Raw genomic sequence first — 23,101 nt, forward strand, 5'->3', positions numbered from 1 at the left:
ACAGTCTCCCTCCCTAAAACCTTTCTTTCTTAATGAACGTACTGCACTGGACGGATTATGTCGTCTTCTTTTTGTATTTCATAGGCGTAAGTACCTATGGCTATTGGGTATACAAACGTAAAAAGAGTAGTGAGGTAAATACTAAAGATTTTTTTCTGGCGGAAGGCTCCCTGACCTGGTGGGCTATTGGAGCTTCGCTGATTGCTTCTAATATCTCGGCAGAGCATTTTATTGGGATGTCAGGCTCGGGCTTTGCCATGGGACTGGCCATATCATCCTATGAATGGATGTCGGCGGCAGCGTTGGTCGTAGTGGCGGTATTCTTTATACCCGTATACCTCCGCAACAAGATCTACACCATGCCGCAACTCCTGTCGCAGCGCTACAACGATACAGTGAGTACCATTATGGCCGTCTTCTGGCTGTTGCTCTACATCTTCGTTAACCTTACTTCTATTCTTTACCTAGGAGCGCTGGCCGTAGAAACCATTTCAGGTATTCCATTCCTGTACTGTATGGTGGGGCTGGCGCTGTTTGCCATTTTTATTACACTGGGAGGTATGAAAGTAATCGGCTATACCGATGTAGTACAGGTAGTCGTACTGGTACTAGGCGGGCTGGTCGTGACTTACCTGGCGCTGGATATGGTATCCGACGAATTTGGCGGCGGCGGTGCACTCGATGGTTTAGGTATACTCCGGCAGGAAGCCGACACGCATTTTCACATGATCTTTGATGAGCGCCACAAGTACTACTACGAGTTGCCCGGCCTGTCTATCCTGATTGGCGGAATGTGGATCAATAACCTGAACTACTGGGGCTGTAACCAGTACATCATCCAGCGTGCACTGGGAGCCGATCTGCCCACGGCCCGGGCGGGTATCCTGTTTGCAGCATTTCTTAAGATTTTCATCCCCATCATTGTTGTAATTCCGGGTATAGCTGCTTATGTGCTATATCAAAATGGGTACTTCCAGCAGGAGATGCTGGATACCGCTGGCCTGGTGAAGCCCGACCACGCGTACCCTACCCTGATGAACCTTCTGCCCAGGGGTCTTAAAGGCCTTGCGTTTGCGGCTTTGACGGCGGCTATTGTAGCCTCGCTGGCGGGTAAGTGTAACAGTATCTCCACTATTTTTAGCCTGGATATTTACCATAAGTTCTTTGATAAAGGGGCTTCTGATCGAAAGATCGTGTGGGTAGGACGTCTGGCTGTTTGGGGAGCTTTTGCTATTGCCCTACTGATCACCCCGCAGCTCCGGCACCTGGAGCAGGCTTACCAATTTATTCAGGAGTACTCCAACTACATCACGCCGGGTGCATTTGCCCTTTTCTTTCTGGGGATTTTCTGGAAGAAGACGACCTCCCTGGCAGCTATGTGGGCGGCTTTCCTGACGCTACCGCTCTCGATCCTGTTCAAATCAATGCCTTTTCTGCTTGACACGCTAGTTGGAATTCAGATCAATCCTATACCATTCCTGGACCGTACACTGTGGGTATTCTGTATTCTGGTAGTGCTCATGGTAGCTATATCACTTCTCATAAAAGAAGATCAGGCAGATAGAAAAGCGTTGGAAGTGAAGCCTAGTATGTTCAGGGTCTCCCCCTCATTCGTAGTACTATCTATCCTGATCGGAGGGATACTTACGGCTCTGTATACGGTGTTCTGGTAGGTAGTACCTACAATCTGGCTAGGCTATGTTTCGTGAAAGGTAATATCAGATTACTACCATTTTTTCGTTAGTAGTGTATAGCGTAGGGGTAACCCCTCCTTCGATTGTCTTAGAAACATAACTAACATAACTTGCCATGAAAAACCTGCGATCTATATCCTTGTGGGCTATCTTGTTACTACTGGGAAGCTTTGCCACTTCCTGTGTGTATCATAATCGCCCACCACGCCGTTACGACTATGGGTATCGTATGCCACCGCCACCTCCACGGGTTATAGTGGTACATCCGGGCCCACCGCCACCCCGTGTAGTATACCGGGACCATCCTGGTAACCATGGCCGTCGGAATGGTCACTACAAGCAAGGGCGCTATGATAACGGACGCCGTAACTATGAGTACGACGAAAGACAGCTTCGTAGCAACCGGAATTACAATCAAAACCGTCGCTATGATGAGAGTGCCCGCCGTGACCGCTCACGTGGCCCGCGCTGATAGAATCAGAAGTAACAGTCTATTTTTGGATTGATAGTCTTATAAACGGCTGCCTTCCCGGCAGCCGTTTATATATTTTTACAGCTTACCTTACCGAATGATGCAGCTGATCATGTATGCAGAACATTTTCTGTCTGATCCGGTTATTTAGGTTCAGTAAGTCTACTGTCATCCAAGCTTTTGTATATATTTACAGAATCAACAGCATTATCGGCTTATCCCTATGAAAACTTCCGAAATAAACGAAAACGAACCGCTGCAAAGCCTTGACCAGTGGGAGGATGATCTTCTGGAACGCTATCCGGAGCCTTTCACCAAAGCCAAAGAAGAGTACCGTAACTACGATACGCCGGAGCGGGACACGGTGCGGGAATTCTATAGACTCAACCACCGCTACCAGACCTATGACTTTGTACTGGAAAAGGAGCGGGAGTTTCTGAAGTTTGACAAGAAGGAAATGCCTGTATGGGCTGCTTTTGACTTCCTGAATACACTGGTGGATGATTCGGACCCAGATACCGATCTGGATCAGCTTCAGCACCTGCTGCAGACTTCCGAGGCTATACGTGCGGACGGCCATCCCGACTGGTTTGTACTGGTAGGTCTGGTACATGACCTCGGTAAAGTACTGTGTCTCTTTGGCGAGCCCCAGTGGGCCGTGGTTGGTGATACCTTCCCGGTAGGTTGTGCGCACTCTGACAAGATCGTATACCCTGAATACTTCAAAGACAACCCCGATACCTACGACGAGCGCTACAACACCAAGTACGGTGTGTACGAGCCGAACTGTGGTCTGCGCAATGTACATATGTCGTGGGGACATGACGAGTACATCTATCAGATGATGAAGGATTATATCCCTGAAGAGGGACTGTACATGCTGCGTTACCACTCATTCTACTCACAGCACCGCGAGCACGCTTATGAGCACCTGATGGATGAGCACGATCACGAGATGTTTAAGTGGGTAGATAAGTTTAACCCGTATGACCTGTACTCTAAATCGCCCGTTGCCCCCAACTGGCAGGAGCTGCGTCCTTACTACGAGAATCTGGTAGCTAAGTACCTGCCTGCTACACTGCGTTTCTAAGTAGGTAGCTGTTAGGCAGTAGCATATAGATATTTCAAAGTCTTTACAAACAAGAGCGGCTCACTGGTACTACCAGTGAGCCGCTCTTGTTTGTACCGTACTATTATTTAGAGAGAAGTACCTGCGCCGCTTGCAAATAAGCTACTTAGCCTTTTTGTTTGCAGGTTGTAAGTACTATCCCCTCTCATCTTGCTATGCTTGCTGTTTCCATTGTTATATATCTGCTGCTCAACCTGGGTATAGGTATGTGGGCTTCGCGCCGGGTATCAACGACCAGGGATTTTATTCTGGCCGGGCGGAGCCTACCGCTGGTGCTGGCCGCCTCCGCCACCTTCGCCACCTGGTTCGGCTCAGAAACGATCATGGGAGCACCGGGAGAATTTATCAAGAATGGGGTACTGGGCATCATTGAAGATCCCTTTGGGGCGGCTCTGTGTCTGTTTCTGGTGGGTATTTTCTTTGCGCGCCGTTTCTACCAGATGAATATCATCACCTTCTGCGATTTCTTTCGGTTGCGGTTCGGTAGACCTGCTGAGTTGCTTTCGGCTATTCTGATTATTCCCTCTTATTTTAGCTGGATAGCCGCACAACTTATAGCCATGGGTATAGTCCTGAAGGTAGTACTTGGCTGGCCCCTTACCGAATGTATTCTACTGAGTTCGGTGGTCGTAATCCTGTACACCCTGATGGGAGGGATGTGGTCTATATCTATTACGGACTTCGTGCAGACCATGATGATCATTGCCGGGCTCGTATTTGTGTCGGTAGTACTGTATCAGAAAGCGGGTGGGTTCACTCCCATTGTTAACCAGATGCCCGACGGCTTCTTTCGCTTCTACCCCGACTGGACATTCAAAAGTTCGGTAGAGTACTTCGCCGCCTGGATTACCATTGGATTGGGCTCCATACCGCAGCAGGATGTATTTCAGCGGGTGATGGCGGCCAGGTCGGCCGATGTGTCGGTGAAGGCGTCGTTGCTGTCGTCCTTTATGTACCTGACCATCGCGCTGCTCCCCCTGTTCATTGGACTTTGCGGACACCTGCTGTACCCCGAGCTAGAGAAGCAGGACTCTCAGATGATCATCCCGAACATGGTGCTGCTGCATACCGGGCTGCCCTTACAGATCCTGTTCTTTGGAGCCCTGGTATCAGCCATTCTCAGTACTACCAGTAGTGCCATACTGGCTCCGGCGGCGGTATTAGGTGAAAATATTGTCAAGTTCTTCCGCCCCGACCTGTCCGACCGTCAGTTGCTGCTGGTAATAAGGGTAGGTATTCTGGCTATTACAGTGATTTGTATTGTGATGGCTACGACGCGTGAAAGCATCTTTGAACTGGTCAGTGAGTCATCGGCTTTTAGCCTGGTGTCCCTGTTTGTACCCTTAGCAGCCGGACTGTACTGGCAACGGGCTAATCAGCTGGGTTGTATCTTATCCATGAGTGTAGGGCTGGTGGTGTGGCTGGCGTGTATGTGGCTGGAAACCGAGTACCCGCCTATGATCTACGGATTGCTAGCTAGTATAGTAGGTATGGTCGCAGGGATTGCTTTCGGCAATTCGGCGGTGAAGTATGATCCGCTGGTGGAGAATAAGGAGGCATTACATTAGCTTTTTGGGTACAGGTTCTTTTATCATAAACCTTAATGGAAAAAGAACCTCATCCTTTGTGGTCTGTTACCCGCCGTGGCTTTATGAAGTCGTCGGTAGGCTTGGCCGTTGCTCCGTTCTTTGGAGCCAAATCCAATCCAGTAGAGGTGTCTCTGCTCTTATCCCCAACTCCTATGTCCCTTCCTGATAGTTCACAAAGTATTATTGGTAACTACGGTAGCTGGGCCGCCGGACTGCGAGCTAATCCGCCTAAGCTATCTCTGCGGGCTACGCCTAAAATGAAGCTGAGCGCCTGGAAAAAGGAAGCTTTGCCCAAGGTAAAAGAACTGGTGGCGAGTCCACCGATCAACCAGGTACCTGCTATGACAGTGGGGAAGAGATATGTGTACGATGGACTGGAAATTGAAGAGTTGACGTGGCAGCTACCCTACGGCCGACCTACCAAAGCGTTACTTCTGAAACCCGAGGGAACTCAAAAACCTCTGCCAGCCATTCTGGCCCTGCACGATCATAGCGGTGAAAAGTACTACGGTTATGCAAAGATCACCCGCACCTCCGACCAGCAGGACCCCCACATGCGCGAGCATCAGGCGGGCTACTACCAGGGCAGAGCCTGGGCCAATGAAGTAGCTAAACGCGGTTATGTGGTGCTGGTGCCGGATGCCTTTCTGTTTGGCAGTCGCCGGGCCTACTACGAAGATGTTGCGGGCATCAGCTGGGGAATGCCTAAAACCGGGGCGAAAAGCGACGCGGAGATTACCACTCAGGAAGAGATAGATGCCTACAACGCCTGGTCGTCTGCCCACGAGCACGTGGTATCCAAATCTTTGTTTTGTGCCGGAACTACCTGGCCTGGCGTAGTACTAGCCGAAGATCAGGTGGCGCTGATGGTACTGAGCCAGCGGCCTGATGTGGACCCAAAACGGCTAGGTTGCGCAGGACTATCGGGAGGCGGCCTGCGCACGGTGTATCTGGCGGGCCTTGACGATCGTATCAAATGCGCGGTGTGTGTGGGTTTTATGTCTACTTGGAATGATTTCCTGCTCAACAAGGCCTACACGCATACCTGGATGACGTACACCCCGCTACTACCCAACTACCTGGAGTTTCCGGAGATACTCGGACTGCGTGCACCTCTGCCCGTGATGGTGCAAAGCAACAATCAGGACCGGCTATTTACAGGGGCCGAAATGAAGAAAGCTGATGCTATTCTGCGGGAAGTATATACCCTTGCCGGTGCGGGAGATGCCTATCAGGGCCGGTTCTACGAAGGAGACCATAAATTCGATGTGGCTATGCAAACTGATGCTTTCGCGTGGTTTGATAAGTGGCTACGTGGATGAAGATAGATCAGTGCCCTTGGGTTTAGGGAACCAAAAGAAAAGTTAATGAAGGTAACTCCAACAAGAGCGGAAAGCTGTTGTTTAGGTAATTGGTTATATTTGTAAAAAGCTCGGTAATGGATAAAGTACTTGAACGCATTACATTAAATCCTGCTGTTTGTAATGGTAAGCCTACGCTTCGGAACATGCGTTTTACCGTGTCGCAGCTATTGGAGCTATTAGCCGCGGGTATGACGGAGGCGGAGATCCTGGCGGACTATCCTTATCTGGAAAAAGAGGATATTCAAGCCTGCCTTCTGTACGCTTCTCACATTGCGGATGCCCGTACTATTGTTCCGGTACAGGATAAAGCGGCGTAAACAGGTATATGTTACGCTTCATTGTTGATACATAGTTGCCACCTGTTCTAGCTACTTTTCTACGCAGAAAAGGCTTTGATGCTACTCACACCACAGATTACCCTCAGGCCCAGTATCTCGCTGATCAGGAAATAAGGCAGATAGCAACTGAAGAAGGTAGGGTTATTGTCACCAAAGATGATGACTTTCTGGACTATTACTGGGCGAAAGGAGCACCGCCTAAGGTTCTTAAACTTTCAATTGGGAACATCAGGAACAATGACTTAATTGATTTACTCGAAGCTAATTTACAAACTATCAATAAGCTTTTTCAAGAGGACGCAAATGTTGTTGTCTTTGGCCGTAACAGCTTGATAAGCTACTAAGAGTACTATTCAATATCCCCATTCCCAAGCTGTTCTTTCGCTGCCGCCAGTTTGTAACTGGTGGCTTAGGTAATAAATGAAGTCTAAGACTGGCACAATAACTTAATGGCTCATGCGCCAGAAGTAGGAAAATCATCGTGGCTATTCAAGTAAAAGACTTATAGGATTATTTACCACCAGTTGCAAACTGGCGGTAACGGAGAACTCATTTGAGATAAAAGTAAGGGAGCCTTCGCTCCCTATTAAATTATCCCCCCACCAGCACGACCTTGCTAGTACCGTCAATACCTTTCTCCACCTGAATCTGTACCGGAATCCGGTCTTTCATTTCGTGGCGGTGCGAGATGACGCCCACGATTTTCTGGCTGTCGCTTTGGAGCCTTTCGAGCGTGGCGAGGGCGATCTCTAACGAGTCGGGATCGAGGGTACCGAAGCCTTCGTCAATGAACAGGCTCTCAATACGCACATTACGGGAGGCAAGATCAGATAGCGCTAACGCCAGAGCCAGGCTAATCGTAAAGGTTTCACCTCCGGAGAGGGTAGTGACGGCGCGAGGTGTATTGCCCTGGTAGGTGTCCAGTACAAATAGGCTGTCGGCGTCGTTGTGGGGCTTGTCCAGGATATAGCGGTCTGACAGCAGGCGGAGCCGCAGGTTGGCCAGCCCAATCAGGTTGCTGAGGGTCAGGCTCTGGGCGTAGTTGCTGAAAGCATTTCCGGTGGCGTCACCAATGTACTTTTTGAGCAATTCCCACTTACGACGCTGGCGGCGCAGTACATCCAGTTCGCTCTGCAGGTGGGCAAAGCGCTTGATGTTATGTTCGTTGTTACGGAGTTGTTCGGCGTAGGTAGCCGCCTCACCCAAGTACTGATCACGAAGCTTGCGGTACTTTTCTACATTAGTTGCCAGGTCCTCGGCCGCTACGTCAGATACCTTGCGCAATTTATTTTTAGCCGTCAGATCTTCATGAAGTGTTTTCTCCTGTGTGTCCAGCTGCTTGCTTCTATCGTTCAATCCCTCAAACTGCTGCTTCAGGCGCTGGTACTCCTGGGGCGGCAGCATACGTGAACTGGCCTCCTCTATCGTAGCGATACCTACCTCCTGCAGACTGGTCAGTAGGGTACTCAGTAGTACCTGTACGGCCTGTTCCGTTTCTGCAGTCTGTGTCTGGTTGGTGAGGGCGGCTTCTTCGGTAGTGCGGGTAGCATTATCCCAGGTCATCCAGCGGTGCCGGAGGCGGTTGGCATCGGCCTGTACATCTTCGCCGGCGTAGCGCTTTCTGAGTACTTCCTGCTGCTTACTGACCTGCTCACGGTAATGAACGAGCTGCGTGAAGTGCTGCTGCATACGTAAGATGGTTTCGGCGGTTTCGCGCGCCTGCACCCATGCCCGTATCCGGGATTTTTTGATATCAGCTTGCTCCCGTTGCTCTTTGATCTGTACTTCTATCGCTTCCGGATCAGCCTTGGTTGTTATGTTCAGGTTGGTTAGGTACTCATTGACCTTTGCATCAGCCTCCTTGTACTGCTCCCGTAAGGCGAGTAGTTCCGGTGTCAGCGTTGCTACCTGATCCTGGGCTGCCTTTAAGGTGGCAGCCAGCTCTCTTTCCCGCTTTTGCAGCTCCTTTTGCTCCTGTTCGGTCGCTTTGATACTCTCCTGCAGGTGGAGCAGGTTATTGACGTACTCATGCACGAAGGGGTGATGGGTAGAGCCGCATAGAGGGCACTCTTCTCCTTCTTTCAGCTGCTTACGTTGCTCATCCAAGCGGTCGCGGGTGAGTTCGCGGTCGCGTTGTTCACGGAGCTGCGTGATCTTTTTGGAGATCTTTTCCAGTTCTTCTCCCAGTTGCGCCAATTTCGGAATAGCCTCCTGTACAGTTTGCTGGGCCTGCGCCAACTTTGTCTTCCGGCTGCTGCCTTCCTCACCTACCGACCGGCGGCGCACCAGTGCATTGGTAAGCTCAATCATTTCTTTTTCCTGCTCATTCAGCACATGGAGTTCCGTATCCGCATCGAAGCCGGTAGGAAAGTAGGCCAATACTGCCTGCTGCTTACTTTCTTCGGCGGCCAGTATGGTCTGAGACTCTTCAATGTTGCGGAAGGGGAGCTTCTGGATAAAGGGAAAACGTGAACCGGCCACCTCATTCTGCAGGATGGTCATGAGCGGTGAGGCTTGCGCCCGTAGCTCTTTTATCTTAGTAGTGAGAGCCTGAATCTGGTTCTCAAAAGTATCAACTTCTTTAAGAAAAGCGTCCTGTACTACCGCTACACCCACCATACCGGCTGCTTCCTCCAGCAGCTTTATACGCTCGGCGGCTAACTGCTCACGCCGTACTGCCAGTTCCCTAGCCTGTTGCCGGAGCTTATCGAGTGTCTGCTGCTTTTCCCGTAGCAGGCTCAAGTCACCCGCAAAAGTACTTACGGACTCATGCTGACGCAGGCGCTCTACCGTAGAGGCAAAGGCTTCAATCTGTTGTTGTAAGGCTACTTTCTCCTGGCCCAGCTTTTCCAGCCGGACCGTCAGGCTCTGACACTCTTCCCACAGCCGCTTCTCCCCATTCCAGTACTCAAACTGACCTTCGGCCACGGCTTTCTCCTGATCGGCCAGCTTACGTTTCTGTTCCAGCTCCCCGATCTGTTCTTTCGAGAGGAGTTGTACACCGTTCATTTCGGCCTCTTTCAGGCGAAGTTTCTCTCCCCACGTCTTGTCCTTTTCGAAGGCAGCAGCACCCAGCGAGCGGTAGATGTGGGTACCCGTAATATCTTCTAAAAGCTTTCCGCGGGTATTCCTGTCCGCTTTCAGGAACTCCGCAAAGCTTCCCTGCGCGAGGATAATGGATTTGATAAACTGCTCGTACTTCAGACCGATGATCTGAGCGTTGATGTCCGGGTAGTCTGTGAGCTTCTTTACGTCCAGGAGCTTACCCTCCGGTAGTTCCGCGATTTCCATCTGGTAGTTGTTCCAGTTACCGTTGCGGTTCTTAGCAATGGACCAGCGGGAGCGGTACTGCTTGCCCCGGGCCTCGTACTCTACTTCGGCGTAGGCTTCGCTTTTAGGCTCCTCGGCGGCTTTCATATTCACTACCGAACCCTGCTTATCTATTTCTGTCTTGGAGATAGTCCGGCCCAGGCGAGGTACTTCATTGTACAACGCCAGCGTGATCACATCCAGCAGGGTAGACTTACCCGCACCCGTCGGACCGGATATGATGAACAGACCAGTTGATGACAAGGGTGAACCCGAGAAATCAATGGCCGGATGCTCGCCGTAAAAGGAATTTATATTCTTAAATCGTATGCGGAGGATTTTCATACTCGGTGGATTATGCCTGTTTACAGTTCGCCCCGTACGTCTTCCAGCAGCTCGTCAAATGCTTCGAGCAGGAGTGAGCGCGTATCGTCGTCAAGTTCTTCGCTTTCGAGGCGGCGGGTGAATACATCCCGTGGAGTCAGGTCTTCGATATCAGTACCTACGGTAAATAGCTCGTCAGCCTCTTTGATGCGGTTCTCGAACGTCAGACGTGGCTTAATGATCCGGAAAGGAGCTTTCTCAAACTCCCGCACCAGCATATCAAACCGGACGCTCTTCTGAGGGTCAAAAGCAGGCTCAACGACATTCAGCTCCAGCAGAGACTCGAGGTTGGTAGAAGGGGTATAAGCTTCCAGGGCCGACCATACCTCGTCCACGGTACCCGTAAAGGTGCGTAGTTCCCGGTGTCTGGGCGTAGGTAGGGCCTCCACACCAGTAAGCTTACCATCCGTAAGGGTAAGTTCGAGTACGTATTTGATATCACTGCGCTCACTGAAGCTAAGCGGGAGTGGCGATCCGGAATAGCGTACAGTATCAGTAAGCTTCTGGGGCTTGTGGATGTGGCCAAGAGCCATGTAGCTGAATCCTTCCGGAAAATGATCACAGCCAAAAGCGGCTAGTCCGCCAATAGCGTGTATTTCGCGTTCGCTGTCGGACATGGTAGCCCCACTTACGTACAGGTGACCCATACCCAGGAGCGTAAGGTCGCGGCACCCGGCTTGGTGCAGGTCTATGAACTGCTGGTAGTGGCCCCGGATGCCTTGCCGGATGGCCTCGGCCCGGTCATCGTAGCTCTGGCCCGATACTGAGCGGCGCAGGTCTATATCACGCAGGTAAGGTACCGCGGCGATGGCTACGTTCATATCCGGGAAGAGCAACAGTGCATCGGAACAGTCGTCGGTGGCGCAGCCCACGACACTAATGTCCATCTGGCGAAGGATTTCGCGCGGTGCATTAAGTACCCCAGGCGAATCATGGTTTCCGCCCGTGATGACTACCCTACACTTACAGCCGATCAGCCGCTGCAAAAAGCTATAATAGAGACTAAGAGCGGCATTGGACGGGAAGGCCGTGTCAAACACATCTCCTGATACCAGTAGCATCTCAATGCCCCGCTCCTCGATGAGGTCGCCCAGCCAGTTCAGAAACAGCCGGTGATCTTCATCCAGCGCGTATTTATGTAGCTGCTTGCCAATGTGCCAGTCAGCCGTATGTAGTATTTTCATTTTTTCTCTCTCACTTAAATTACTCCCCTCCAGGAGCGGCCGCCCCTACCAGAAGAAAGTACCGCTACACCCTTTTCTCACTAATCTTCGGAAGGTCTCACACCTTATATCAATTAGCGAACTACTTTTCGTTTTTCACTAAGGAAGCTACTCTCTCGTCCCTGCGCCATGTTTCACAATCCACGAGAGCCATTTGCCCTGGGCCTTCATAACCTGTTCAATAAGGTCACGAACGGCGCCACAGCCACCATTGCGGGGAGATACATAATCCGATATGGCAATGATTTCGTCCACGGCATCGGCCGGGCAGGCGCTAAGTACCCCCTGCTCCATCACTTCCATATCCGGTATATCATCGCCCATGTATACAATTTCGTCTTCGGACAGATTATTATCCTGAAGGTACTTCTGATAAATAGCCAGCTTGCCATCCGGTGAAGCCCCGATAAAAATGTCTTTCACCCCCAGGTACTCCAGCCGGCGGCGTACGCCTACCTGGTTTTGAGCGGAGATGATGGCCACCCGGTAGCCTAGCTTAACGGCCCGGTTGACGCCGTAGCCATCCCGGACGTTGAAGGTACGTGGTTGTTCGCCACTTTCCAGAGCCAGGATACTACCGTCCGTAAATACGCCGTCAATATCAAAAATAAATGTAGTTATACGCTGAAAACGGTCTGTCAGTGGGGGATTCATAAATAATGGCAGGAATTAGTATTTCAATAAATAGTAGTATATCGGCCAGAAGCCGGAGCTTTATTTTTTTCGGTTCCACACGAAATTAACGTTATTTTTGGTTTTTACCGTACTCCGAATGATTATCTGCTGCTTTGTATGGATATAAAGAAACTAGCCGACCAGTATCATGCCGAGATCCTGCAAAACATACTGCCCTTCTGGGAGAAGTATGCCTTTGACAGCCTGTACGGAGGTGTATACGAAGCGGTAGCCGAAAACGGAGAGGTACTATCAACGGATAAACCTATCAAGGCCCAGGCTGAGGCGATATGGGCGTTTTCGTGGGCTTATAAAACCATCGAGCCACGTACCAAATGGCTGGAACTGGCCGGAGCAACCGCTGAATTTCTGCTAGAAAAAGGGAGAGATAAGAAGGGAAACTGGTACCAGATGCTCGATCGGCGGGGCAGCCCCATCTCAACGGGGAGCGATTACACGGTTCCGCTCTATGTAGTGATGGCTATGGGTCAACTATTCAAAGCTACGGGCGAGGCCCACTTTGTGGAGGTAGCACAGAAGACCCTTATTCAGACGCTCAAACGGAGGGATGCCTCTCTCAAAAAACTGGTTAATGACCCTGATAAGCAGCGATACTTTAAGCCGATAGCTGAGCCGGCACTCATTGGGCACGTACTTCTGGAAGTCGAAAGTTACATGGATCGGAAGTGGTACAAGAATGCCCTCAATAATCTGATCAGAGAGCTTACGGATGATTTTTACGATAAGCGTACGGACGTACTACTGGATCAGGTGACTCCCGAAGGACATTTTTGGGATTGTCCCGAAGGCAGACTCATCGTACCGGGACACGTATTTGAAGTAGCCGGTATACTGATGGAGCTGGCCGATCGGGCGCGGAACCGCAAGCTACTCAATCAGATGCTGGATCTGGTGGAGCTGACCATACAGGCTGCCTGGGATGAGGTATACGGTGGAATATATAATAAAATGGACCTGAAAAGCCAGCCTTCGCTCTATTCCGACTGGCATAACAAGCGAGCCTGGGTGCACCAGGAGGCCCTGCAGACTTTACTAAAAGCCCACCTGCTGTCAGCCCGGAAAGGCTACCTGCAGAACTTCGAAAAAGTACACAAGTACGTCTGGGAACGCTTCCCTGATGCGACCAATGGGGAGTGGTACGATGAACTGGACCGGGAAGGGCAACCCATACTCCGGCACAAGATTACCCCGCAAAAAGGATGCTTCTACACCATCAGAAACCTGGCCGGAACCAGTCAGTTGCTGCGGTTAGCCGCTGATGCCAAACCGGCCCGTCCCCGTGTTCATTCAGATTCAAAATGACGCTGGCGTATGCTTTCGGTCAACTGGCGGTATAGGCTAGCCCAGGCCGGATTGAGCTCCTGCAGGTATTCGAGGTGCTGGCCGGTAATGGCCCAGTCACCGCGTCGGGCGGGACCCGTCTGCACCAGAGCCGGATCTACGGTATGGAGCGCCTTGTTGATGGTTTCGCTGATCAGTGGCTTCATGATCTCAAAGTCCAGCTGCTCGCGGCCCAGCAGGTCATGCGCAATACTCATCAGGTGATTGGTGAAATTACAGGCAAAGACCGCCGCTATGTGCAGGATACGACGTTCGTAGGAGTCGATACGATAGACCTGCGGACTGACACTATTGGCTAGTGCCATTAACTGGCCTTCCACATCGGGCTCAGTGGCCTCTACGCAGAAGGTTACCTGGCTGTAATCAAGTTCTACTTCTTTGGTGAAGGTTTGTAAAGGATAGAGTACCCCCGTACGCACTGGTACATCGCTGTATATGCCTACCAGCCGCTGCAGCTCAGCCAGTGACTGAGTACCTGAAGTATGCACGACCATCGCATTCTCAGGAAATACGATCCGTTCAATGATTTCCGCGAGGGCGTCATCCGAGGTAGCGATGACGAGCAGGTCCGCGTCACTTTCAGCAAAGTTCAGATCAGGCTGTATGTCGGCATCGTATAAAACAGAGGTAAGCTTACGGGCATTTTGCGGATCTCGGCTATACACTTCGATAATAACGTGTCCGGCATTTTCAAAGGCCTGCGCCAGATGCCAGGCTACATTACCGGCTCCCACAAAGGAAATATTCATGAAAGTAAAGTTTTGTCCAAATACTACCAGAGCTGATTGTTGCTGGGCAAGTTAGGACAACTGAACGGATGTAGCTTATTTCACGTATATATTTTTAATGGAACTGTGCCATCTGGTGAAGCAGTAAGTAGTATAACTGCAGTCTTTTACACTGCTGTTTAAGAGGAAAAATAGTTACCTCTATATAATATATGTACAAAATTTAATTAGATACGTATAATATTGACTAAAATAAGTTACCGTAGTGGAAAATAGTTGCATAGTTTTCGGCATTTGTATACTTATCAACAGATAGGATGAGTTTTGCACATAAAAGTACTATACATCTGATACATAAATGGCAGAAATGGTTAATAGTTGCGTAGTTTTTAAAATCAATACCGTTTAATCAACTTATAGATACTTTGTACCCACCGATCATAGATGTAATTATACCAGCATTCAATGAAGAAAATGCAGTTGGTAATGTGGTAAAAGACCTGCCCCGTTCAAGGGTTCGGGAAGTAGTCGTTGTAGATAATAACTCCCGCGATGACACCCGCCGGGCGGCCGAAGAAGCCGGGGCTACTGTGCTGGACGAGCCCCGCCAGGGTTACGGCTACGCCTGCCTGAAAGGGATTGAGTACCTCCGCAATAAGCCTACTCCACCGGATGTTGTCGTTTTCATTGATGCCGACTACTCCGATCACCCTGAAGAGCTCCCGCTGCTGGTAGACTATCTCACTACAAATAATCTGGACATGGTGATAGGCTCACGGGCTTTGGGCAAGCGGGAGCCGGGCTCTATGACGCCTCAGCAGGTATTTGGCAACTGGCTCGCGACTACCCTGATCAGTCGGTTGTACGGAGTCCATTACACTGATCTGGGGCCTTTCCGGGCAGTACGTTATACTGGGCTACTGGAAATGGACATGCAGGATACAACCTACGGCTGGACGGTAGAAATGCAGCTTAAGGCAGCAAAGATGGGCTTCCGCACGGGAGAGGTACCCGTTACCTACCGCCGCCGGATCGGGCACTCCAAGATATCTGGTACCGTTAAAGGTACCCTACTTGCCGGATATAAAATATTGAGCTGGATATTTAAGTATAGGTGATAATTTTCAGTACTTTAGTACTATATCATCCACCCGGTTCAACTCATGAATAAACATCTACACTATGCCTTTTTGGGAGCCCTTGCAGGGATGCTCACAGTAATCAACTCCTATGGACAGGACTGCAAATCTACCTTACGGGTTGAAGGAGCCACTACCTTCTGCGAGGGCGACAGTATTCGCCTGCTTACTTCCGCTAAGCCCAATACTACCTTTCGCTGGCTGCACAATGGTACACCGCTGCCATTACAAACCGATACGGTACTAAGCGTAAAACAGGCGGGTGAGTACAAGCTTGAATCATCCATTCGTGAGGGATCCTGGAAAGTAGTGCAGGAGAAGCTTACAAATTTTAATCTGTATTCGGCGGCTTTTGATGGTGAAGAACTATGGGTGACCGGCGGAGAAAACGTCCTGAGCCTGTATACCTATCCGGCTACATCTACCCATGTAGCACTAGGCATCAAAGCAGATGGCTCGGTTTACAAGCGGGAGGAAACGCATCCCAAGGCGCCCTACTACAAGATCAAATTTGCGGAGGTAAGGAGCCAGGACAGCCGAAAACTCCCTTTCGGATGGCGATTAGGAGACCGGGTGGGCGAGGTAACCAATGACGGAGGGGCTACCTGGCAACCTATTTCTTTCAGCGGAGTTATTAATACCGGCCTAATTGATTTCTCTGATGGTTATTTAAAAGATCCCGCTAATGGTGTTTTAGTGGGCAAATTATACAGTCATAAAATTGCCGGATCGTCGCAACTGGTCATGCGCTTCCAGAATAATCAGGCAATCCCGGTTGAGATATTCTCAAATGGCGTCAGAGGAGGCTATGGGAACGTACCTTATGAGGAGCATATCAGTGGTCTTTTCTTTGCGAATGATAATATTGGCTATGTGGTGTCCGGCAAGGGAGGCATTGCCCGCACTACCAATGGTGGCCTTACCTGGGCTGTCGTAAGAGACAGAAAGACCGATAGCAAGCCATTGAATGGTGTTTACTTTGCCAGCCCGTCGGTGGGTTGGGTAGTTGGAAGCAACGGACTTATCTACAAAACTACCGACGCAGGAGAGACCTGGGAGGATCAGTCGGTAGCGGAGCCTTATACCTTTACCCAAGTCCATTTTGTAGATCATGACCGGGGGTATACTATTGGGTTTGAGGGTACTGATTATATGAACTTGAATGGAATACTGCTGGAAACAGCCAACGGAGGTAAGTCTTGGACTCGGGTAACCCTGCCTGAGCAGCCTCCGTTCAACGACATTCTGTTTACTGATCCGGACCACGGCTGGATTATCGGTAATAATGGTACCGTCTTACAATATTCAGCTTCGTACTGCACTTCGGAATCTGATCCTGTTACTGTTGTAGTAAATCCTCGGCCAGCTCAGCCTACCATTACCGCCAACGCAGATATGAAGCTGGTATCTAGTGCTACTTCGGGGAATCAGTGGTACTTCAATGGCACAGCCATCACCGGAGCTACGGCTGCTGAATATACCCCTGCCCAGTCCGGACGCTATACCGTACAAACCAATCAGACAGGATGCAGCAGTGCTATGTCCGAAGCTTTTGAATTTGTAGTCACGGCTACCGATCCGGCTATGACGGGTTCAGTTATTGTCTATCCCAATCCGACTAGCGATCAGTTGCATGTATCTCTGAAAGATCTGACCGGTGCTGTGCATATAGAGCTAATAAGTCCGGATGGACGAATGGTTGGACAGAAGCAGGTATCTTCTACAAATCAACAAAGTGTTATACCTTTGGAGCTGAAAGGACTGGCTCCGGGAGCTTATGTGGTTAGGGTTCGGAGTTCTGCCTTTACTAAAACCAGTAAGGTGATTCTGAACCAATAGTTATTTTGTCCGAAATCCTGTCCTACATCGTTCTTGCTCTGTACCTACTGCCCATGCTGTTTATCTTCGGATATAGCCTGACGCAGCTGAATCTGGTCATTTTGTACTGGAAAGAGAAGAAAGAAAAGGTAAAAAAGGAGGAGGGGAAAGGAGAAGAGGTGATAGATTGGCCGAAGGTGACGGTACAGTTGCCGGTGTACAATGAGCGCTACGTAGTAGAGCGGCTGATTGATGCCATCGTGGCTTTTGATTATCCGCGTGATCGGCTGGAGATTCAGGTACTTGACGATTCTACGGACGATACTACCGAGATCATAGCCCGTAAAGCCGCCCACTTCCAGGCGCAGGGTTTTTGGATACAACATATTCGGCGTCCTGAACGTACCGGCTACAAAGCGGGTGCCCTGGGCTATGGCCTTGAAAGGGCTCAGGGTGAGTTTATCGCCATTTTTGATGCTGACTTTCTGCCACCCGCTGATTTCCTGCAAAGAACAGTACCTTACTTTCAAAACTCTGAGGTAGGCGTAGTCCAGTCGCGCTGGGGACACCTTAACGAAGACTATTCCCTCATTACCCAGATGCAGTCCTTCGGGCTGGATGCCCACTTCACCATCGAACAGGTAGGCCGCAATACGGGGGGGCATTTTATCAACTTCAACGGTACCGCCGGGATCTGGCGCAAAGCTACCATCGGAGATGCCGGAGGATGGTCGGCCGATACCCTTACCGAAGACCTGGACCTGAGCTACCGCGCCCAGCGGCGAGGATGGCGGTTTGTGTACCTGGAGGACCTGGTGTCGCCGGCTGAGCTACCCGTAACCATGACTGCCGTCAAGTCGCAGCAGTACCGCTGGACCAAGGGAGCCGCCGAGTGCGTCCGCAAGAATCTGCTCCCAGTATGGAAGGACCGTACGCTCCCGCTGGCTACCAAATTGCACGGGTCGTTTCACCTGCTGAATAGCGCCGTATTTATCTGTACTCTGCTGATCGCTCTGCTGAGCGTGCCGATGCTGTGGCTGGGAGTACCCTGGGGCTGGCTGGCCTTCTTTCAGGTGAGTATGGTTATACTGGCTACATTCTACTGGACGGCTTTTCAGAAGAAGTCCGGCATCTGGGACTTTATTTTTCTGTTTCCGACCTTCCTGGCCATTATGCTCGGACTTTCCCTGCACAATGCGGTGGCCGTTATGGAGGGCTATTTAGGAAAAAAATCTCCTTTTGTACGTACGCCTAAGTTTAACGTGCGTAACCGCCGGGACCGCTGGCAGAGCAACGCCTATAACGTCCGGCGCATACCGCCCCTGACCTGGATGGAAATGGTACTGGTACTTTACTTTGCCGTAGGCTTAGTATATGGGCTAACGACAGGGCAGTACGGGGCGGTAGGCTTTCACCTGTTGCTGGTGCTGGGGTACAGCTTTGTTGCTTTCTACTCAGTACGTCATTCCCTCGTAAAGCCATGAGCCGCTACGGGCAGTGGAGTTGGATTGTAGGTTCCCTGATTGGCCACGCGTGGCTGGCCTATGCTACCCCCCGTACCGATACCTCGCAGCTACTGCTCCTCTGGTGCGGGTTGTTTCTGTTGTACGCTTTCCTGTTGAGCAAGCGGGTGGAAAAAGACTTTCTGCTTTTAGTAGGAGCGGCACTCTTGTTTCGGCTGGTATGGATGTTTGCCATGGCCGTGCTTTCGGACGATGTGTACCGCTTTATCTGGGATGGCCGACTCCTGTCGCACGGCTATAATCCTTTTCTGTACCTGCCTTCTCAGATTATAGATACGGGTTGGGCGCAGGAGGTAGGGCTGGGGCAGGAGCTTTTTCAGAAACTAAATTCTCCTGACTACTATACCGTTTATCCGCCCCTGTTGCAGGGTTGGTTTGCGGTAGCTACATGTCTGGGAGAGAGTACCTACTGGGCTACGGTTTGGTTAAAGGTACCTCTACTACTGGCAGAAGCCGGTTCGCTGTGGCTACTTTATCAACTGGTAAAGGAGAAGGATGAAAAGAAAGCCCGCTGGGCGATACTGCTGTATGGCTTGAACCCATTGGTTATAGCGGAATTGACGGGAAATATCCACTATGAAGGGTTGACCATTTTCTTTCTGCTGGCGTGCTTCTACTTTTGGAACAAGCAGCGACTCTATCTTTCGGCTGTTATGCTGGCGCTGGCGGTAGGGGCAAAGTTGCTGCCGCTCATCTTCCTGCCCCTGCTGATCAGTCGGCTGAAATTTAGGGAACAGCTAATGTATGTAGCGATAGTAGGTACTTGTGTGCTGCTTCCGTTCCTGCCTTTCCTGGATTGGGCCATCTGGTACAACATGTCCGATAGCCTCGGGCTGTACTTCCAGCGCTTCGAGTTCAATGCCGGGCTGTACTACCTGCTCCGGGCCCTAGGTACCTGGCTGGTCGGCTATAATCCAATAGGTACGCTGGGGCCGGTGCTATCACTGATAAGCCTTTCGACCATTCTTTTTCTATCCTTCTATCGGAAGCTCCCCTTTTCCTTCTACGAGCGGGCCCTGTTGATCCTGACGGTGTACTTGTTGTGTGCCACTACGGTTCATCCGTGGTACGTAGTACCCCTGGTAGCGCTGGGCGGACTGACCCAATTCAGGTATCCGGTCGTGTGGTCGGTGCTACTGCCTTTGACGTACATCTCTTACGGCAACGTCCCTTTTTCCGAAAGCCTATGGGTCGTAGCGGTTGAGTACCTGGTGGTGGGGGGATGGCTGGTAGCGGAGCTTTTGAGGCGAAAAAGTGGAAGAGCAATGGTGTGAGGGAGGTCAAGATTCGGTTCTATCAATAAACCTGGATCGGCGTCTGATGATTCACTGGAATGGGTTGACAATTAACCAGGCAACGTACCAACAACATCAACGGATAGACAACATCAAACCAACCCGGTATATTCGATAGGTACATCCCTAGTAAGATAAACCCAGCCGTGATACCAAAATAAGTGGCTCTACCTTTCGACGTTGTAGTGGTACCAGTAGCCCAGTAAACCAGCGGTACATGAAGCGGCAGTAAGTACAGTAGCGTTGGGTTCCAGGCCGTAACGCCATCATCCCGTATGAGCCAAAGTACAACTAGAAACCAGCCAACAAATCCCGACACACCGAATAAGAGCCAATCTAACCAGCGATCAACTCTTCTCCCCCTGAGATACCGCCCAATCGTAAACCCTATAACGAGAATACTGAGTAGTGTAAATACAACGTCTGGCTCAGCAACGAAGGGAACCGGCTGACGAACCACTTTTTCGGCTGCAAACAGCGTTGGTTCACTTTGCACAAGCGGTACCACCTGACCATTCGCCTGCCTGATCGTAGCGTGACGCAGCTGGTCAGACAGCTGATCGGGCAGATACATGGCCTGCCAGCCATCTGTCTGCTCATCGGATGGATAACCCAGAGCCAGGTTCATACCCAACTGATACCAGGGCTTCCCAGTTAGATAATCATTCATCCAATCCCGGTACGACTTACCCGTCATGCGGGAGCGGGATGGTATGGTCAGACTATCCCCACAGGCCTGAGCAATCATGTCGCGGGGGCGTGTAGCACAATTATCGTAGTAAAATTTATAGCGGTAGTACCGGTTTTGGGGCAGATAGTTTTCTTCCAAAGCGGCAAATAGTTGCTGGCGTTGGGAAGGAGAAAGATTCAGCGCCTGCTCCTGTATGCTGCGGTTGGCCTGCTGGTAGTAGTAGGCCACCCTATTGATATTGTGAATATCTATATAGTAGAGCAGAGTACCCTGTATGAATTTAAGTATAAACCAGTCGGCTCTGTAATTAAACCCACCATAGCTGTAGTTCTGATCAATACCAAAGATGGGATCAACAATACGTATTTCGGTATGGCCAAAAGCGGACGATATATCATCATCGCCGGGGCCGTAGGTGATCAGGCTGACCCGAGCCGCAGGAGAAAGTTGCTGACTGAATGAATGATGATTTCCCAACCCCAAAACACCGACTACTAGCGAGAGGTAGAATAGCGATTGTGCGATACCTTGTCTACTGGGCTTTGACACTATACTAGTTATGTTACCGCCGCTTTGTGATCGGGTTGACGTTTGACCTTCTGTGTCCGTAAAGCTATATGGATGATTAATGACTCTATCTTTTCCAGTCCAGCGAATGGTAGGCATATCATTTATTTTAAACAGGAACGGTTGCTTCTACCTTTAATTGGAGGGATTACCTTCTTTTTTCTGTCCTGCTTTCTTCCTTCACCGCTCATTTATTCCCCGAAAATTCTGGGTTTGGTTTCATCATCTGAGCATTTACCTCTCTGCCCCAGCTATGTAGTTTGTTAGTAAGCGTAGCGGCTAGTTGAGGCTCCTGAGTAAGGAGGTTATTACGTTCGCCGGGATCAGCTTTCAGGTTGAATAGCTCCTGTGAATGGTCTTCAAAGTACTCTATGAGCTTGTAGTCGCCTTCCCGGATGGCCCAGCCGGGACGACCACCCTGGTTGCTGTAGTGCGGGTAGTGCCAGTAAAGTGGGCGTTGTGGGAAAGTTCGTTGCTGGAGCAGCGGCACCAGGCTTTTGCCGTCAGTAGTACTGGTATTTTTTATTCCAGCCATATCCATGAGGGTAGGGTAGAGGTCGGTAAGTGTAACCGGTACCTGAGATACGTAAGGCTTTTGGCGGCCTTTTGGTAATAACACCAAGAGTGGTACCCGGATACCGCCTTCGTAGAGGTACCCCTTACCGTCCCGTAGCGGATAGTTGGAGGTAGCGGGCGTATTGGGACCTTCCTCCACCGACAAACCGCCATTATCCGATGTAAATATCACCACCGTATTCTGGTCCAGCCCCAACTCTTCCAGTTTCCGCAGTACCCGCCCCACGCTCTGGTCCATGCTTTCGATCATGGCGGCATAAATATGATTCCGCTGGGTACCTTCGGTGGGTACTTTTTGCTGGTACTTAGCGATCAAATCCTGCTTAGCCCGCATCGGAATGTGTACAGCGTAGTGCGCCAGGTACAGCAGGAATGGTCGGGCCTCGCCAGGTCGGGCCTCGTTCGGCTTGTCTTTTTGCTGAGTCAAAAACTGCTCGGCCTCATCGGTAAGGCGGTCGGTGAGGTACTCACCGTCAGTACCCTGCTCGAGGCCGAGCATTTGTTCTTGGCCGGTCTGGCGGTGCCGGTAGGGATAGAAGTAGTTGATGGGGCTACCGCTGTGGTTGCCGGCAATGTTGCTATCGAAGCCCTGCTGCTGCGGTCCATAGCCTTCGCCGCCCAGGTGCCACTTGCCAATATGCGCTGTGGTATAGCCTGCTTCCTTAAGTACCTCTGGTAGGGTAGTAGCGTTGAGTGGTAATTCGGGCAGGAGCTGCGCCCGGAGCATTTTCTGCGAAGGCCGGTCGGTGCGGCCGGGTAGCCAGTCGGTAATCTGCAGGCGGGCCGGGTGCTGGCCGGTCAGGAGCGAAGCGCGGGTTGGAGAGCATACCGGTGAGGGCGCATAGGCCTGCTTAAACTGTACCGAGCGGGCTGCCATCCGGTCCAGGTTTGGGGTCTGGTAGTAGGTACTGCCGTTGAAGCCCACATCGGCCCAGCCCAGATCATCCATCAGGATAATGACGAAGTTCGGTTTCTGGGTGTTCCTGGACGTAGTAGTTCCTGTTTTTGTGCCGGAGCGCTGGCAGCCGAAGTGGATAAACAAAAATAGACCTAGCAGTACCAGGAGGCAGGTTTGTGGCTTAGGGTTCATACAAAGAAATGGTAAATAGCAGGCTCCATTAGATAAAGCAAAACCCACTAACTATTTAACGTTAGTGGGTTTTGCTTTACATCCGTGTACACTACATGGTAAACGGCTTTTCAATCTTCACCTACTAGGAGTAGC

18 protein-coding genes are annotated in these 23,101 nt (G+C 50.8%); 12 read left to right on the plus strand and 6 right to left on the minus strand.

The features are described from left to right. The first annotated feature begins 32 nt into the window (after positions 1–32). The 7 genes from JUB14_RS02070 to JUB14_RS02100 all read left to right on the plus strand — a co-directional run bounded on the left by JUB14_RS02070 (position 33) and on the right by JUB14_RS02100 (position 6,930). Positions 33–1,673 carry a sodium:solute symporter family transporter gene (locus JUB14_RS02070; protein ID WP_207504075.1) on the plus strand — a complete coding sequence of 547 codons (1,641 nt, stop codon included), beginning with the start codon at positions 33–35 and terminating at the stop codon, positions 1,671–1,673. A gap of 136 nt (positions 1,674–1,809) precedes the next feature. Further along, positions 1,810–2,166: a hypothetical protein gene (locus JUB14_RS02075; RefSeq protein WP_207504076.1), complete on the plus strand. Its 357-nt coding sequence runs from the start codon at positions 1,810–1,812 to the stop codon at positions 2,164–2,166. Positions 2,167–2,389: 223 nt separating this feature from the next. Beyond that, positions 2,390–3,256 carry an inositol oxygenase family protein gene (locus JUB14_RS02080; RefSeq protein ID WP_207504077.1) on the plus strand — a complete coding sequence of 289 codons (867 nt, stop codon included), beginning with the start codon at positions 2,390–2,392 and terminating at the stop codon, positions 3,254–3,256. Between the two features lie 194 nt (positions 3,257–3,450). Beyond that, positions 3,451–4,863, plus strand: coding sequence for a high affinity choline transporter 1 (locus tag JUB14_RS02085; RefSeq protein ID WP_207504078.1), 1,413 nt, complete (start codon positions 3,451–3,453; stop codon positions 4,861–4,863). 35 nt (positions 4,864–4,898) lie between these two features. Next, positions 4,899–6,206: a dienelactone hydrolase family protein gene (locus JUB14_RS02090; protein ID WP_207504079.1), complete on the plus strand. Its 1,308-nt coding sequence runs from the start codon at positions 4,899–4,901 to the stop codon at positions 6,204–6,206. Between the two features lie 116 nt (positions 6,207–6,322). Continuing rightward, the gene (locus tag JUB14_RS02095; protein WP_207504080.1) at positions 6,323–6,565 is read left to right on the plus strand and encodes a DUF433 domain-containing protein; all 243 of its coding nucleotides are present in this window, start codon (positions 6,323–6,325) and stop codon (positions 6,563–6,565) included. A 35-nt stretch (positions 6,566–6,600) separates the two neighbouring features. Continuing rightward, positions 6,601–6,930 carry a DUF5615 family PIN-like protein gene (locus JUB14_RS02100; protein ID WP_229367479.1) on the plus strand — a complete coding sequence of 110 codons (330 nt, stop codon included), beginning with the start codon at positions 6,601–6,603 and terminating at the stop codon, positions 6,928–6,930. 247 nt (positions 6,931–7,177) lie between these two features. Here JUB14_RS02100 and JUB14_RS02105 read toward each other — a convergent pair whose 3' ends face one another. From JUB14_RS02105 to JUB14_RS02115, 3 genes are all read right to left on the minus strand, one after another. Next, positions 7,178–10,240 (minus strand): AAA family ATPase, encoded by a 3,063-nt coding sequence (locus JUB14_RS02105; RefSeq protein ID WP_207504082.1) that lies wholly within the window; start codon positions 10,238–10,240, stop codon positions 7,178–7,180. Positions 10,241–10,260: 20 nt separating this feature from the next. Continuing rightward, the gene (locus JUB14_RS02110; RefSeq protein ID WP_207504084.1) at positions 10,261–11,463 is read right to left on the minus strand and encodes an exonuclease SbcCD subunit D C-terminal domain-containing protein; all 1,203 of its coding nucleotides are present in this window, start codon (positions 11,461–11,463) and stop codon (positions 10,261–10,263) included. 147 nt (positions 11,464–11,610) lie between these two features. After that, the gene (locus tag JUB14_RS02115; protein ID WP_207504086.1) at positions 11,611–12,156 is read right to left on the minus strand and encodes a KdsC family phosphatase; all 546 of its coding nucleotides are present in this window, start codon (positions 12,154–12,156) and stop codon (positions 11,611–11,613) included. Positions 12,157–12,294: 138 nt separating this feature from the next. On the opposite strand from JUB14_RS02115, the gene JUB14_RS02120 reads away from it, so the two are divergent. Further along, the gene (locus JUB14_RS02120; protein WP_207504088.1) at positions 12,295–13,500 is read left to right on the plus strand and encodes an AGE family epimerase/isomerase; all 1,206 of its coding nucleotides are present in this window, start codon (positions 12,295–12,297) and stop codon (positions 13,498–13,500) included. On the opposite strand, the gene JUB14_RS02125 is transcribed toward JUB14_RS02120, so the two are convergent. Next, complete coding sequence (locus tag JUB14_RS02125) at positions 13,482–14,288, minus strand: Rossmann-like and DUF2520 domain-containing protein (RefSeq protein WP_207504091.1); 807 nt, start codon at positions 14,286–14,288, stop codon at positions 13,482–13,484. The genes JUB14_RS02120 and JUB14_RS02125 overlap by 19 nt on opposite strands. A gap of 395 nt (positions 14,289–14,683) precedes the next feature. On the opposite strand from JUB14_RS02125, the gene JUB14_RS02130 reads away from it, so the two are divergent. Genes JUB14_RS02130 through JUB14_RS02145 form a run of 4 tightly spaced genes read left to right on the plus strand, consistent with a single transcriptional unit; the run spans position 14,684 to position 20,021 of the window. Then, entirely contained in the window at positions 14,684–15,385 is a 702-nt protein-coding gene (locus tag JUB14_RS02130; RefSeq protein ID WP_374757802.1) for a glycosyltransferase family 2 protein, read from the plus strand. Between the two features lie 45 nt (positions 15,386–15,430). Further along, positions 15,431–17,245 (plus strand): WD40/YVTN/BNR-like repeat-containing protein, encoded by a 1,815-nt coding sequence (locus tag JUB14_RS02135; protein WP_207504095.1) that lies wholly within the window; start codon positions 15,431–15,433, stop codon positions 17,243–17,245. Positions 17,246–17,250: 5 nt separating this feature from the next. Beyond that, a complete protein-coding gene (locus JUB14_RS02140; RefSeq protein ID WP_310586059.1) occupies positions 17,251–18,708 on the plus strand; it encodes a cellulose synthase family protein in 1,458 nt (485 codons plus the stop codon). Then, a complete protein-coding gene (locus JUB14_RS02145) occupies positions 18,705–20,021 on the plus strand; it encodes an MptA/MptB family glycosyltransferase (RefSeq protein ID WP_207504097.1) in 1,317 nt (438 codons plus the stop codon). Before JUB14_RS02140 ends, JUB14_RS02145 begins: the two co-directional genes overlap by 4 nt. Positions 20,022–20,043: 22 nt before the next feature. Here the strand turns inward: JUB14_RS02145 and JUB14_RS02150 are convergent, their stop codons facing one another. Then, positions 20,044–21,282, minus strand: coding sequence for a lipoprotein N-acyltransferase Lnb domain-containing protein (locus JUB14_RS02150; RefSeq protein WP_310586060.1), 1,239 nt, complete (start codon positions 21,280–21,282; stop codon positions 20,044–20,046). Between the two features lie 205 nt (positions 21,283–21,487). Further along, positions 21,488–22,966 carry a sulfatase gene (locus JUB14_RS02155; RefSeq protein ID WP_207504101.1) on the minus strand — a complete coding sequence of 493 codons (1,479 nt, stop codon included), beginning with the start codon at positions 22,964–22,966 and terminating at the stop codon, positions 21,488–21,490. Positions 22,967–23,101: the final 135 nt, after the last annotated feature.

Origin of the sequence: Telluribacter humicola (genome assembly GCF_017355935.1) — a bacterium.
GTDB lineage: Bacteria > Bacteroidota > Bacteroidia > Cytophagales > Spirosomataceae > Telluribacter > Telluribacter humicola.